15 protein-coding genes are annotated in these 13,704 nt (G+C 60.8%); 7 read left to right on the top strand and 8 right to left on the bottom strand.

Translation table 11 applies throughout. The features are described 5' to 3' along the window. Genes KD146_RS12280 through KD146_RS12270 form a run of 3 tightly spaced genes read right to left on the bottom strand, consistent with a single transcriptional unit; the run spans position 1 to position 3,193 of the window. A complete protein-coding gene (locus KD146_RS12280; RefSeq protein ID WP_212658946.1) occupies positions 1–825 on the bottom strand; it encodes a transglutaminase family protein in 825 nt (274 codons plus the stop codon). Further along, the gene (locus KD146_RS12275) at positions 825–1,769 is read right to left on the bottom strand and encodes an alpha-E domain-containing protein (protein WP_212658945.1); all 945 of its coding nucleotides are present in this window, start codon (positions 1,767–1,769) and stop codon (positions 825–827) included. The genes KD146_RS12280 and KD146_RS12275 overlap by 1 nt, the downstream gene beginning before the upstream one ends. A gap of 2 nt (positions 1,770–1,771) precedes the next feature. Beyond that, complete coding sequence (locus KD146_RS12270) at positions 1,772–3,193, bottom strand: circularly permuted type 2 ATP-grasp protein (RefSeq protein ID WP_212658944.1); 1,422 nt, start codon at positions 3,191–3,193, stop codon at positions 1,772–1,774. Positions 3,194–3,351: 158 nt separating this feature from the next. On the opposite strand from KD146_RS12270, the gene KD146_RS12265 reads away from it, so the two are divergent. The 4 genes from KD146_RS12265 (at position 3,352) to KD146_RS12250 (ending at position 6,867) form a co-directional block, all read left to right on the top strand. After that, positions 3,352–4,281 carry a 2-hydroxyacid dehydrogenase gene (locus tag KD146_RS12265; RefSeq protein ID WP_212658943.1) on the top strand — a complete coding sequence of 310 codons (930 nt, stop codon included), beginning with the start codon at positions 3,352–3,354 and terminating at the stop codon, positions 4,279–4,281. A gap of 2 nt (positions 4,282–4,283) precedes the next feature. Next, positions 4,284–4,601, top strand: coding sequence for a putative quinol monooxygenase (locus KD146_RS12260; protein WP_212658942.1), 318 nt, complete (start codon positions 4,284–4,286; stop codon positions 4,599–4,601). Next, the gene (locus KD146_RS12255; RefSeq protein WP_212658941.1) at positions 4,598–4,936 is read left to right on the top strand and encodes a glutathione S-transferase N-terminal domain-containing protein; all 339 of its coding nucleotides are present in this window, start codon (positions 4,598–4,600) and stop codon (positions 4,934–4,936) included. The genes KD146_RS12260 and KD146_RS12255 overlap by 4 nt, the downstream gene beginning before the upstream one ends. Before the next feature lie 287 nt (positions 4,937–5,223). After that, positions 5,224–6,867, top strand: a complete 1,644-nt coding sequence (locus KD146_RS12250; protein WP_212658940.1) for an alpha-glucosidase — start codon at positions 5,224–5,226, stop codon at positions 6,865–6,867. Positions 6,868–6,933: 66 nt separating this feature from the next. Here the strand turns inward: KD146_RS12250 and KD146_RS12245 are convergent, their stop codons facing one another. The 4 genes from KD146_RS12245 to KD146_RS12230 all read right to left on the bottom strand — a co-directional run bounded on the left by KD146_RS12245 (position 6,934) and on the right by KD146_RS12230 (position 10,119). Continuing rightward, entirely contained in the window at positions 6,934–7,212 is a 279-nt protein-coding gene (locus KD146_RS12245; RefSeq protein ID WP_212658939.1) for a hypothetical protein, read from the bottom strand. 148 nt (positions 7,213–7,360) lie between these two features. Then, on the bottom strand, positions 7,361–7,654 hold the full coding sequence (locus KD146_RS12240) for a hypothetical protein (RefSeq protein ID WP_212658938.1): 294 nt from the start codon (positions 7,652–7,654) through the stop codon (positions 7,361–7,363). Between the two features lie 17 nt (positions 7,655–7,671). Beyond that, entirely contained in the window at positions 7,672–8,742 is a 1,071-nt protein-coding gene (locus KD146_RS12235) for an AbrB family transcriptional regulator (protein ID WP_212658937.1), read from the bottom strand. A 207-nt stretch (positions 8,743–8,949) separates the two neighbouring features. Then, positions 8,950–10,119, bottom strand: a complete 1,170-nt coding sequence (locus KD146_RS12230) for a M20 aminoacylase family protein (RefSeq protein WP_212658936.1) — start codon at positions 10,117–10,119, stop codon at positions 8,950–8,952. Between the two features lie 235 nt (positions 10,120–10,354). Here KD146_RS12230 and KD146_RS12225 point away from each other — a divergent pair, with 235 nt between their 5' ends. Next, complete coding sequence (locus tag KD146_RS12225; protein ID WP_212658935.1) at positions 10,355–10,825, top strand: hypothetical protein; 471 nt, start codon at positions 10,355–10,357, stop codon at positions 10,823–10,825. A 456-nt stretch (positions 10,826–11,281) separates the two neighbouring features. On the opposite strand, the gene KD146_RS12220 is transcribed toward KD146_RS12225, so the two are convergent. After that, complete coding sequence (locus tag KD146_RS12220) at positions 11,282–11,740, bottom strand: DUF6869 domain-containing protein (protein ID WP_212658934.1); 459 nt, start codon at positions 11,738–11,740, stop codon at positions 11,282–11,284. A gap of 268 nt (positions 11,741–12,008) precedes the next feature. Here KD146_RS12220 and KD146_RS12215 point away from each other — a divergent pair, with 268 nt between their 5' ends. Then, positions 12,009–12,767: an electron transfer flavoprotein subunit beta/FixA family protein gene (locus KD146_RS12215; RefSeq protein WP_212658933.1), complete on the top strand. Its 759-nt coding sequence runs from the start codon at positions 12,009–12,011 to the stop codon at positions 12,765–12,767. Continuing rightward, the gene (locus KD146_RS12210) at positions 12,768–13,697 is read left to right on the top strand and encodes an electron transfer flavoprotein subunit alpha/FixB family protein (protein ID WP_212658932.1); all 930 of its coding nucleotides are present in this window, start codon (positions 12,768–12,770) and stop codon (positions 13,695–13,697) included. The last annotated feature ends 7 nt before the right edge of the window (positions 13,698–13,704 follow it).

The raw sequence follows: 13,704 nt of genomic DNA, 5'->3' as shown, positions 1-13,704 counted from the left end.
TCAGGCCTCCGAAGCGACCGATACGGATAGCACTTCAACGCCGTCGCCTTCGGGCGATGCGCGCAGCGGGGTGCTCGACAACTCGTCCAGCCCAACGGCCATCCGTACATGGAGGTCGGACGGACAGATTTGCAGCAGCGGATCAAACCCCACCCAGCCCAGCACCTCGTCATAGGCTTCCGCCCAGACATGATAGCCAATCAGATCGTCATCGCCATCAGGCTCTGCGGCCACATAGCCGGTCACAAAACGTGCCGGAATGTCGAGCGCACGCGCCCCGCCAATAAACATGTGAACCAGTTCGCTGGCTGTTGCCGGTGCCGCCTCATCCGAACTCTGGCTCTGGCTTTGCGAGCCTCCCGACGAACTCTGCGACTGGCTCTGACCTGCTTCGGTGTCCACGCCCAGCGTTTCGCCCACACGCGCCATCAATGCGTGCAGCACATCGATCCGCGAATCCTTGCTACCTCTGAATTTGCTGTACAATGTGACCGAAACCTTGGTCAGCGGCGTAATCCGCTTGAACAGCGCCGGCACGTTTTCGCCGCTGATACGGCCAACCACACCATGCTTGTCCGTGGTTTGCACGATACCGCTCACGGTCACCACCAGCGGTCCTTCGGGCTTTTCCTGGTTCACCAGTTGAACGCTATTGCCATAGGCATCTGAAAACACCGCCGCATTGTCGATCCCGGGAACCTCGACATTCCACTCCTCAACAGTCTGCGTCGATCCATTGCTGGGGGTCAGCAACAGGTGCATCACGGCGTGAGCTGTGCCGGCAGGCGGGGTAACGCTCAATTGGTGGCGGATGGTGATACGCATCAGTAAAAGTTGTAACTCTCCGAAAGGGTGTCCGAAACGCGGTCGGCCCGGGCCATGAATTCGGTAAGGAAATCATGCAGCCCAAATCCGAAGATCTTGTCCATGTCGGTGTTTTCCACCATGGCTCGTAGCTGGCTTGCGGCCTCGTTGCAGGCCTGGCGCTCGCCATAGAACTTGCTCAGCGTCGCCAGATTGTCTTCCACATACTGTGCGCAATACACCAGTGATCGGGGCATTTCGGGCCGCAGGATCAGGAAGTCGGCGATGTTATGGGCCTTGTAGCGGTCGTGATAAACGTGACGATAGCTGCGATGGGCCGACGCCGCCCGCAGGATCAGCGTCCACTGCTGGATGTCGAGATCCCCGCCCACCATTTTCGAGCGCGGCAGCAGCACATAATATTTCATGTCCAGAATACGGGCCGTATTGTCCGCACGCTCGATGAAATTGCCTGCCTGCTGGAAGGCGAAGCCGTCATCGCGCAGCTTGGTGCCCAGCAGGGCGCCGCGGAACTGGTGGCCGATATTCTTGACCCATTCGAGCAGGCCCAGCAGCTTGGCGCCACGCACATGGTGCGGTTTGATTTGGCTGAATTCTAGCCAGGCCGAATTGATCGCTTCCCACATATCGCTGGTGATGGCGGTGCGCACAGTGCGCGCATTGGTCCGGGCGTTGAGCAGACAGGAATAGACCGAGCTGGGGTTCTCGGGGTCGAACATCATGAACTGGGCAACCGTATCGACGTCAGCAACACGATCCTTCTTGCCGAATTCCTCTTCGACTTCGGCTGCCTGCATCATCGAGATCAGATGTTCCGACACCCCGCCTTCACGGCGCGATGTCAGGCTCATGCGGTAGCCCACCTCCAGCAGGCGTGCCATGTTTTCGGCCCGCTCAACATAGCGGCTGAGCCAGAACAGATTTTGTGCAGTCCTACCGAGCATTCTCAATCTTCCAGCACCCACGTATCTTTCGTGCCGCCGCCCTGGCTGGAATTGACCACCAGAGAGCCCTTCTTGAGCGCGACACGAGTGAGCCCGCCGGGCGTTATCCGAACCTCATCGCCGATCAGCACATAGGGGCGCAGATCGACATGGCGCGGGGCGATGCCTGAATTGACGTAAGTGGGACAGGTCGACAGCGCCAAGGTGGGCTGCACGATATAATTGTCTGGCCGCGCTTCGATCTTCTTGCGGAATTCATTATGCATGGCCTTGGACGAGGTGGGCCCCACCATCATCCCGTAGCCGCCCGAGCCGTGCACTTCCTTGACCACCAGGTCAGCGATATTGGCGAGCACCCAGTTGCGCTCTTCCTCATCGGTGCAGTTATAGGTCGGCACGTTTTGCAGAATGGCCTTTTCACCAAGATAGAACTCGATGATTTCGGGCACATAGGTATAGACCGCCTTGTCATCGGCAATGCCGGTACCAGGCGCGTTGACCAGCGTCACATTGCCCGCGCGATAGGCGTCGAACAGGCCAGGCACGCCCAGCATCGAGCTGGGGTTAAAGGCCAGCGGATCGATGTATTCATCGTCGATCCGGCGATAGATTACGTCGACGCGTTCCGGCCCGGTCGTGGTCCGCATATAGACCTTGCCGCCATCAACAAACAGATCAGGGCCTTCGCACAGCGTCGCGCCCATCTGGTCGGCCAGGAACGAGTGTTCGAAATAGGCCGAGTTGTAGATGCCCGGCGTCAGCACCACGATATTGGGCGATGAGCTCGAATTTTCCGGCGCCACGCTTTCCAGCGTCCGGCGCAGGTTTTCCGGATAGTTCTCGACCGGCGCGACCTTGCAGCGGTGGAACAGGTCCGGCGCCAGGATCATCATCGCTTCGCGGTCTTCGAGCATGTAGCTGACACCCGAAGGCGTGCGCAGATTGTCCTCAAGCACGTAGAATTCGTCGGGACCGACCCGCACGATATCCACCCCGATAATATGGGCATAGACGCCGCGCGCCGGCTCCAGCCCCATCATTTCAGGGCAAAAGGCTTCGTTCTGCAGGATCAGCTTTTCGGGAATACGCCCGGCTTTGAGAATTTCCTGGCGGTGGTAGATGTCATACAGAAACGCGTTCAGCGCCTTGACCCGCTGCTCGATGCCCTTGGACATCTTGCGCCATTCCTGCGCCGCGATAATGCGGGGGATCACGTCGAACGGGATCACCTTTTCGGTGCCCTCGTCCGATCCATAGACCGCAAAGGTGATGCCGAGCTTGCGGAAGATCGCTTCCGCATCGGCCTGCATCAGGTTCAGCGCTTTGTCTGGCTGCTCTTCCAGCCACTGTGAGAGGGCCCGATAGGGTTCGCGGACACTGCCATCCGCTTCGTACATTTCATCAAACGGCGGTTGATCGGCCATTTCGCTCCGAAAGGTTTACGGCTCATCCCACTACACCACCATTGCTACACGTTTGTACGGCCGCGTCCAGCGGCTCTGCAAAAGATCGCGCTATTTGCGCTGTGCAGCCGCTCTAGTATGGTAGCGCAATCATTTGCCCTCCTTTGTCGTGAGTCCCCATGCCCATCGAAATCCTCCAGACCCATAAGCTGCTCGATACCTGCGAGGCGGCACTGGCCGAACGCTTCACGGTGCACAAGCTGCATGAGACAGATGACAAGGAGGCTCTTATCGCCCGAATCAGCCCCAATGTGCGTGCCATCGCCGGTGGGGCAGTCAACGCCGAACTGATGGGTAGATTGCCCAAGCTCGAGATCATCGCCAATTTTGGCGTCGGTTACGACACCATCGACACCGCCGCCGCGCGCGCCGCCAATGTGCGCGTCACCAATACACCCAGCGTGCTCAACGACGCGGTGGCCGAACTCACCATCGGCCTGATGATCGCGCTGGCCCGTCGCATCCCCCAAGCCGACCAGTTCGTCCGCGCCGGCAAGTGGCCTTCCGCTGGCATGGGCCTGTTCTCCGAACTCACCGGCAAGACAGTCGGCATTCTCGGTCTCGGTCGCATCGGCAAGGAGATCGCTTCTCGGGCCCAGGCCATGAAAATGCGCGTGGTCTATTATGGCCGCAAGCGCCAGCCCGCCGAGCCCCATATCTTTTACGACAATCTTGTCGATATGGCCCGTGACAGCGACTGGCTTGTTGTCATTGCGCCGGGCGGCAAGGGCACCAATGGCATTGTCTCGCGCGAGGTGCTCGAAGCGCTCGGCCCCAACGGCAATATCGTCAACGTCGCCCGTGGCACGCTGATCGATGAAGCCGCCATGCTCGACCTGCTGCAGTCCGGTGGTCTGGGCGGCGCCGCGCTCGACGTCTTCGAAAAGGAACCGGCCGTACCCGAAGCCTTCTTCGCGCTCGACAATGTCGTGCTCTCACCCCATCAGGGCAGCGCTACCAACCAGACCCGCAACGCCATGGGCGCCCTCGTCGTTGCCAATCTCGACGCCCACTTCGCCGGCGAACCGCTTATCAGCGCAGTGGTGTGAGCATGTCCGACCCACGCATGATCCGCATCGCCGAAATAGAAGTTGATCCAGGTCAATTGGAGGCCTATTCCGGATTTCTCACCGAAGAAATCGCGGCTTCTATCGAGATCGAGCCAGGCGTTCTCATGTTGCACGCGGTTGCGCATAGGGACCAGCCGCATCACATCCGCATTCTTGAAGTCTACGCCTCCCGTGCCGATTATGAGGCCCATATCCAGACCCCACATTTCCTCAAATACAAGCTGGGTACGGCTGACATGGTCACCGCGCTCCGGCTTGTCGAGGTCGATCCAATCATTTTGGCGGCAAAGCCGGAATGATGCTGGCCCTGCAGGGTGGCAAAAGGTCGCCCTTCGTCCGCCGCGTCACCATCTGGCTGGATCTGCAGGGCCGGGAATTCGAACCTCGGCCCGTCGACTTGTTCGGGGCGGATTTCGAGAGTTTTCGCGCCCGCAATCCGCTCAGTCGCGTCGCCGTCCTCACCACGCCCACCTGGTGGTCAGTTCGGGTAGATTGCCTGCGCAGCCAGGTCGGACAGGGCCTTGAAGCAATCGAAGCCCAGACGCCAGAAGCCAGAAGCCAGAAGCTGGATGGTTTGGTGGCTCCACACCCAATGGCGTCGACGCTGCCATCATCGCCTGAATGGCCTTTTTGACCACCATATCCGGTCTCCCGGATCGATCGATTGCGCCACGAGTGATCGCCATTGGCGCGCGCAGTCAGGCGCACGCTGCCTTCGGCACCACGCACCCCAACGCCTGATCGCAACGGGAACCACCCCGCCGCCGTCGCCGTTTCGTGCATCCCCACGTCGCCCGCTCTGTCTTGTGCGAACCTCTCCATTGCGCCCTAAGCGTTTCACGCGCAGGCCATGAACCGTTAGGTTGCGCCAGACAAGCGGTCGCGTGGGCCGATTCACCAGAGCGATGACGGAGTGTGCAGATGACGGAATGGTGGCGTGGCGGGGTAATCTATCAGGTCTATCCACGCTCATTCCAGGACAGCAATGGCGACGGGGTCGGCGATCTACCCGGCATCATTGCCCGGCTTGATCACATTGCCAGCCTGGGCGTTGATTGCATCTGGCTCTCTCCCATCACCAAATCGCCGCAAGCCGATATGGGCTATGACGTCTCGGACTATTGCGAGATCGATCCGCTGTTTGGCTCGCTCGAGGATTTCGATACCCTGGTCAAGCAGGCCCATGCCCGCGGCCTCAAGGTCATCATGGATCAGGTGGTCAGCCACACCTCCGATCACCATGCCTGGTTCCAGGAAAGCCGCGTCTCGCGCACCAATGCCCGCGCCGACTGGTACGTCTGGGCCGATCCCTTGCCCGATGGCTCGCCCCCCAATAACTGGCCCGCCGTGTTCGGTGGCAGTGTCTGGGAGTGGAACGGCACGCGCGGGCAGTATTACCTGCACAATTTCCTGACCAGCCAGCCTGATCTGAACTTCCACAATCCTGCCGTGCAGGATGCAGTGCTTGACGTGATGCGCTTCTGGCTCGAGCGCGGCATTGATGGTTTCCGCCTCGATACCGTGAACTACTATTTCCACGACGAGCAATTGCGTTCAAACCCGGCCGATCCCGATTTCCGCCACGGGCCCCATTCGGCCAGCCCTTACGAGATGCAGATCCACGAGTTTTCCAAGAGCCAGCCGGAAAATCTGGGCTTTCTGCGCCGCGTCCGCGCCTTGCTCGATCAGTTCCCCGGCGCCACCTCGGTGGGCGAGGTTGGCGACAGCCATCGCTCGGTTGAACTGATGGCGCAATACACCGCCGGCGGCGATACGCTGCACATGTGCTACGGCTTTGATTTCCTGGGCCCCCAGTTTACCGCGGCCCATTTCCGCTCGCGCATCGAGACATTTTTCGAAATCGGGCCGGACAGCTGGCCCTGCTGGAGCTTCTCCAACCACGACGTGCCGCGCCATGTCAGCCGCTGGGCCGAGCACGCCAGAAGCCTGCCCGATCTGGCTCATCAGACAGCCGCGCTCGTGCTCTCGCTCAAGGGCTCGGTCTGCCTCTATCAGGGCGAGGAACTGGGGCTGACCGAAACCGATCTGCTGTTTGAGGAATTGACCGATCCGCGCGGCATTCGCTTCTGGCCCGAGGACAAGGGCCGCGATGGCTGCCGCACTCCCATGCCGTGGGATCAGGGGCTGCCGCCCAATGGTTTCACGACCGGCAAGCCGTGGCTGCCGCTCAAGCCCGAGCAATCCGCGCTCAATGTCGCGGGCCAGAATGCCGATGACGGCTCCACGCTGGCCTTTTTCCGCACCATTCTGGCCTGGCGCAAGAACCATCCCACGCTGGCCCTGGGCGATATTACCTTCTGCGACACACCCGAGCCCGTTCTGGCCTTCCGCCGCAGCAGCGGCAACGACGCCATGCTGTGCGTGTTCAATCTGTCGGCCGATGATCACACCGTGGCCATGACCGGCCTGCACGACGGTACGAGTCTTGAGCCGGTTTCAGAGCGCGCCGTATTGAGCCATGACAGCCTGCAATTGGGCGCCAATGGCTTTGCCTTCATCGCGCTCGATAGCTCCAGCACCGCCACGCTGGGTGGTCTGGCCTGATCCAACGCAATCAGCCCCGGCCGCGCTGTCTGGCGCGGGCCGGGGTCGGATCGTTACGGCGTCAGCTTACAGGGCGCCGAAATTGACTTCGTTGAGGTAGATCGGGTCATAGATGGCCATGCTGGTCGAACCATCGGCATTGGTCACGAAGGCGCGCACATAGCCGCTCCACTCTTCCACGCCCTGGACGTCCACGCCCTTTTCTGTCAGGCGCTGGATGATGGAGGCTTCATTGTCGGCGACCGAATAGCTGGCATCGGCATAGGTGTTGGCGGCCTGTGCGGGCACGGCAACGGCGATCAGCGAAACGGTGGCGAAGGCGGCAGCTGCGAGGGTCTTGATCATTTTTCTTTTTCCTTGTTCGGGAGGAGGTGAACACCCCGAACATGCCGATCAAGCGCCGCCATCGCCAGTTAAACACCTGTAATTCTTATGACATTTCGGAAAGTGCTGGTAATCTTCCCGCCACGTTCCGGTAAGCTTTGCAGCCGGCTCAATACACCCGTTCATAGGTGTCGGGGTTGAAGAACTGCATCTCCTCGCCGCCGCCGGGCTTGCGCACAAAGGCCCGAAGGCAGTCGCCCCAGCGTTCCACTCGCGTGGCATCCACGCCCATGCGCTTGAGGATCATCAGGTCGAATTCGGCGCGTTCCTGTTCGCTGAATTCGCCCACATTGAAGCCGAACGAAAACGTCACGCCCCCGCCGGTGCCGCTGCACTGCAGCGCGGCGGCGGGCAGGGTGGCCAGCAGGGACAGGGTGAGGACGGCAAGACCGCGACGCAGCATGGCAAATCTCCTTTGCACTAATCCTGACCCATGATTGTGGCGCTCTCGCGCCGCTTGATCAGCACCACCACGGTCGGAATGGCCAGTGTCAGCATCAGCAGGCGCAGCACATGATGGGCCGCGATAAACGCGGTGTCATAACCCAGCGCAATGCCCAGCGCGCCCATGCCCTCCAGCGCCCCCGGCGATAGCCCCAGCCAGATCTGGCCATAAGGCATTTCCACCACCAGACTGACCAGAAACGCCACCACGCTGACAATGCCCACTGTCATCATCGTGGCAACGAACCCGCCCTTGGCTGCCGTCAGCAATTCGCCGCGCGAAATCCCGGCAAAGCGCGATCCGATCAGCGCCCCGGTCAACACAAAGGTCAGCGTCACCAGCGGCACCGGCATGGCCGCGCTGTAAAATCCGGCCAGCTTGCCCAGCGTCGCTGCGGCCATGGCGCCCAGCACGAACCCGGCCGGGAATTTCAGCTTGATGAACACCAGCCCCACCACGACGCATCCCGCCGCCAGCCCCAGCAATTGCCAGACATCGAGATAGTCGGTCGCCACCCGGGGCGCGAAATGGGCAATCGGCAGAAACACCGCGCCAATTGGCACGCAGATGGTCAGCATCAGAATGCGGATTACCTGGATGATCACGATCTGACGTGTATTGCCCACCCCGGTCGAGGCGATCCCCAGCACAAACGACAAATGCCCCGGAAACGAGCTGAGATAGGCCGTCCCGCGATCCAGCTTGAACACCTTTGCCAGCATCCAGCCGGTCAGCGACACGATCAGCACCAGCTCGATCGCCAGCGCCGCAATGCTCAGCGGCCAGCTGGCCATCAGGCTCAGACTGTCGGGCGCCACACTGGCCCCCATCGACATGCCGATCAGCAGAAACGACAGGTCCCGCAGCCGGTCCGGCATCACCATGGGCAGCCCCGCTACCGCCGCCACGGCAACCGCCAGCGCGCCGCCCATCAGCCACCCGGCGGGCATGCCCACCAACGTCGCCACACCACCCCCCGCTGCCGAAATCAGCAGGGTCAGCAGCACGGGCCAGATTGCCTTCAGTGTCGTTGCTGGTGCAGCCATCACGTCCAACCCACCGGGTTCACCCCCGTGGGGCACAAACCTGCTTCAATTCAGGGCAAAAAAACGCCTGCCCACCACACGTCACCGCCTCCTTGATGAGGCCGGGAAGGAGTGTCTATGGAGCACCCCCCGCCCACCAGACCATTCCTCCCCCTATTAGGGGGAGGCCGGGAGAGGGTGCCAGACAAGCACGAAATGATCACGCCGCTAGCCGACCGGCAGCGCCCGCTCCGCCACCCGCACGAAATAGCTCACGCCCATCGGAATGATCGCATCGTTGAAATCATATGTGTCGGTATGCAGCTCACTGCTGTCGCCATTGCCCAGAAAGATATAGGCGCCGGGCCGCTGCTCCAGCATGAACGAAAAATCCTCGCCGCCCATTGATGGCGGGGCGTCACTATCCACCCGCTCGGGCCCGGCAATCTCGCTGGCCACCTCGGCGGCAAACGCGGTCTGTGCCACCGAATTGACCGTCACCGGATAGCCGCGCGCATAGCGCACCGTCGCGGTCGCGCCAAAGCTGGCGGCGAACTGCGGCACGAACTCGGCCAGCCGCTGTTCGATCTGGTCCTGCACCGCCAGGTCCAGCGTGCGCACCGTGCCGGTGATCTTGGCGCTCTGGGAAATCACATTGTCCGCTTCGCCCGCTTCCACCATCGTCACCGACAGCACCGCCGCGTGCAGCGGATCGACATTGCGCGACACGATCGCCTGCATCCCCACAATCATGTTGGCTGCCACGATTACCGGGTCGATCGTCGTCTGCGGCCGTGCCGCATGGCCACCCTGGCCGGTAATGTCGATATAGAACCGGTCGGTCGCCGCCATGATGCCGCCAGCCCGAATGCCGAAATGCCCGGCCGGCATGCCCGGCCAGTTGTGCAATCCGTAAAACTCTTCAATCCCGAACGTCTCGATCAGCTTGTCGTCCAGCATCGCCTTGGCGCCCGCGCCACCCTCTTCTGCAGGCTGGAACACCAGCGCGATCCGGCCGTCAAAATTGCGCGTCTCGGCCAGATATTTCGCCGCCCCCAGCAGCATGGCGGTGTGCCCGTCATGGCCGCAGGCATGCATCTTGCCATCCACCGTCGAGGCATAGTCCTTGCCGGTCTTTTCCGTGATCGGCAGCGCATCCATATCGGCGCGCAGCGCGATCACCCGGCCACTGGCATTGCTGCGCCCGTTGATCACCCCAACCACCCCGGTCCGGCCAATCCCGGTCACCACTTCATCGCAGCCAAACGCGCTCAGCTTGTCGGCCACGATCCCGGCTGTACGCACCACATCATAGAGCGTTTCAGGGTGGGCATGAAAATCCTGCCGCCAGGCAGCGATTTCGTCGGCAAACTCGGCAATACGATTGAGAACGGGCATATCTGGTCCAGGAAGGTCGATTCTGGGTCAGCATCGCTGTCCCAATCAAGGACGTCAACACTAGTCCATCCCCCGCCCCAACACCATGCGACCAACATCACCTTGTGTTGGTCGGCGCCCCCTCAGGCATGCACGTCGAGAAGCAATTGCTCGCCTTCTGCGGGCGGGATGGCGGCTATCGACCCCATTGGAGACACCAAAGGCTTGTTGGCTGATGCCCGATAGCAGACAAGTAATGCAGTCGTGGGCGCGTGGCCTTGACGAACGGCGTGGTGGCAAAGTGAAGAGTGAGAACGAACGACGAATTTCGGCGTTGGTCCTAAGGTACCTTGCAAGCGTCGCCGTTGGATGCGGCCTCGTGGGGGTGGCGATCGTCCTAGTCGACGTGTTTGCCAGGGGGAGTAGTCCGGTGTCGGCAAGCTACTTTGTTGTTATGGCAGTCATTCTTGGAACTATTCCGGGTGCGCTTCTGGCGCTTCCGGGAATGTTGGTAGGAATGTGGCTTCGACGACGTTATTCAGGGTTGGATACTGCATGGGTTTGGCTTCTTGGCTTGGCTAGTGGCCTGATTGTCTTCCTGCCGATATACTTTGTCTCGAAAGCATCCGGCTCAACATTTGTGGCCATCGAGTTCAGCGCGGTTTTCATGCTCGCGGGCGCAGTGGCCGCTGTCGTATTCTCGAAGTTGGATGACATCCGGCTTTAATGCGTCTTTTTGGTGCAATCGGCACTTTGACCGGACTGCCTGCGACCCGCAGTAGCGGTCAGTCTAGAGTCGACCCCATTGCGGCCGTTTACCTTTTAGACAGTAACCGCCGGAAGCAGCCAATACTTGGGGTAGAAATGCGCCAAACCATTGTGAGGAGCAGCACGATGCGAAATTTGGCCGTTGTCGCAGCTTTGACATTCGCCGTGTGCGCGGTTTACTGGGTCTGGACAGGGCGCCTGTCGTTTCAATGCACTGACCTCGGAGGCAGATGGATTGAGACGACGGGCGAGTGCATCGGCTCACCTTACTGGGAAGAGTTCATAAGCAGGTAGTATTGTTGGCGTCCTCCCCGCTGAACACCGGCCGGTCCGATATCCACCCCGATGCCGTTGGTCAGCAGTCGACCCCGGAGATTGTCGTTCGTCTTGCGCTTTGCCTTCCCTAATTCCGACCTCAGCTTGATCGGTCTGGCACTGGGCCTTCGCTGCTCATCCCGGCAATTAGCGGCGCTATCGCCAGGCGTGCATCATCAGATATGGCGTGCAGATACACGCCGGTAAGCATCCACCGGAAGCGAGGATTTTTCCTCGCCTCGGCAACAATACGACCAATTACTTCCCGGCGCGGCTTTTTCATAAGGTTTTCAAGTGGGCCCGCTGCCATAAGCATTAGGAACCTAGGCTCGTCGAACATGGATGTGGACAAGGCAAGATAAGCGAAGGCCTTATCGGGATCGTTGACGCTGAGAATCACGGCATCAATCTCAACGGAATTATCATCGTAGAAGGACTGTGCTGCTTTGCCGTCTAAAGCGGCAAACTGATGATAAACGCTGATCGTGTCACGGAGCGACTTTGCATCCGACCGTGCCAATGCCCGTTCAAGTTCGTCACGATAACGGTTTTGGCCCATGCTTTAACCCCGCGTGATACGTCAGCTAAACCGAGCTACCATACCAAGAGCCGACTGTCCGAATCCCACCCCGTTTCGGTCATCGCGCAAATACTTCCAGTCTGACGCTGTCGGTGTGGCGACGCCGGTACATGACTAGCGACGCCGGTACATGCCCAACAGCACCCTTTTCCAACAATCTCCCCGCCTGTGGCCCAAATTTCCCTTTGCGCGGCTTGTCCGTTCCACCCAGATTTGTCATGACACCCCCAACTGGTTGGAGGACTGCATGAAAATCCTGGTCGCCATTAAGCGCGTCGTCGATCACAACGTCCGCATCCGGGTGCGCCCCGATGGCACGGGCGTGGAAACCGCTGGCGTGCGCATGTCGATGAACCCGTTCTGCAAGCATGCCGTCGAGGCTGCCGTGCAATTGTCCGAGGCCGGGCATGGCGACGAGATCGTCATTGTCTCCATCGGGCCCAAGGTCGCCAATGACGTGATCCTGACCGCGCTGGCCATGGGAGCCCATCGCGGCATTCTCATCGAGACCGATGCCGAGCTCGAAACCCTGGCCATTGCTAAGCTGCTGGCCAAGGTGGTCGAAGAGGAACAGCCCGATATCGTGCTGCTCGGCAAGCAGGCCGTTGATGATGACAGCAATCATGTCGGCCAGATGCTCGCCGCCCTCGCTGATCGCCCCCAGGCCACCTTCGCTTCCGAGATCAAGGTTGTCGGCGCCGGGCTCGAAGTCTCCCGCGAAGTCGATAGCGGCCGGCAAACCCTCAGCCTGCCCATGCCCGCCATTGTCACCGCCGATCTGCGCCTGAACACGCCGCGCAATGCCGCCCTCCCCATGGTGATGAAGGCCCGCTCCAAGCCGCTGGCCGTGCGCCCCGTTGCCGAATTTGGCGTCGATCTGGCCCCGCGCCTGACTGTCGAAAAGATATCCCCGCCCGCCGAACGTGTGGCAGGAAAGACCGTGGCCTCGGTCACCGAATTGGCCGCCTTCATCGCCGACGATGTTGCACAGATGGAGGCGCTGTAAATGAGCGTTCTGGTTCTTGCCGATCACGATCTCGGCGTCCTGTCGCCCGCCACCGCGCGCATCGTCAGCGCGGCCAGCACACTGGGTCCGGTCGATCTGCTGGTCGTGGCCGATGATGCCGCCGCCATTGCCCAATCCGCTGCAAGCCTGTCCGGCGTCGACAAGGTGTTGACGCTCAAGGGCTATCTTGTCGCCGATAGCCTCGCTACGCAGCTCTCAACGTTAGCAGTCCGTTACCACTATGTGGTCGCTAGCGCGGGAAGTGTGGGCAAGGATGTGGTCCCCCGTCTGGCCGCCACGCTCGATCTGATGCCGGTCACCGATGTCGTCAAAATCCTAGGCCCCACCAGCTTTGAGCGCCCCATCTATGCCGGCAACGCCGTCCAGACCGTCACCGACACTCAGGACAAGCATCTGCTGACCCTGCGCGCCTCGGCCTTCCGCCCCGCCGCAGGCGGCAACGCTGCGCCCATCGAAGCGCTCGATGGCTCGGTGCAAGCCGTCGCCAGACTGCTCTCGTCCGACCGAACCGAAAGCGACACGGCAGACCTCGCCACGGCCCAGATCGTGGTCGGCGGTGGTATTGCCCTGGGTTCGGCCGAAAACTTCCAACTGGTTGAAAATCTTGCCAAAAAACTCGGCGCTGCCGTTGGTGCCACCCGCGCAGCTGTCGATGCGGGCTACGCGCCCAATGATTGGCAGGTCGGCCAGACCGGCAAGATCATTGCCCCCGACCTCTACATCGCCATCGGCATTTCCGGCGCGCTGCAGCATCTGGCTGGCATTCAGGGCGCCAAGAAGATCGTCGCCATCAATACCGATCCCGAAGCGCCGCTGGTCAAGCTGGCCGATATTGCCCTGATCGGTGATCTGTTTGAAATCATTCCGCAATTGACTGCCGAACTCGACCGGCTCGGCGTCAAACGCTGAGCCATCT

This window comes from Devosia litorisediminis (assembly GCF_018334155.1).
Taxonomy (GTDB): Bacteria; Pseudomonadota; Alphaproteobacteria; order Rhizobiales; family Devosiaceae; genus Devosia; species Devosia litorisediminis.
The sequence above is the reverse complement of the archived record's forward strand: the minus strand, read 5'-3'. Positions and strand labels throughout refer to the sequence as shown.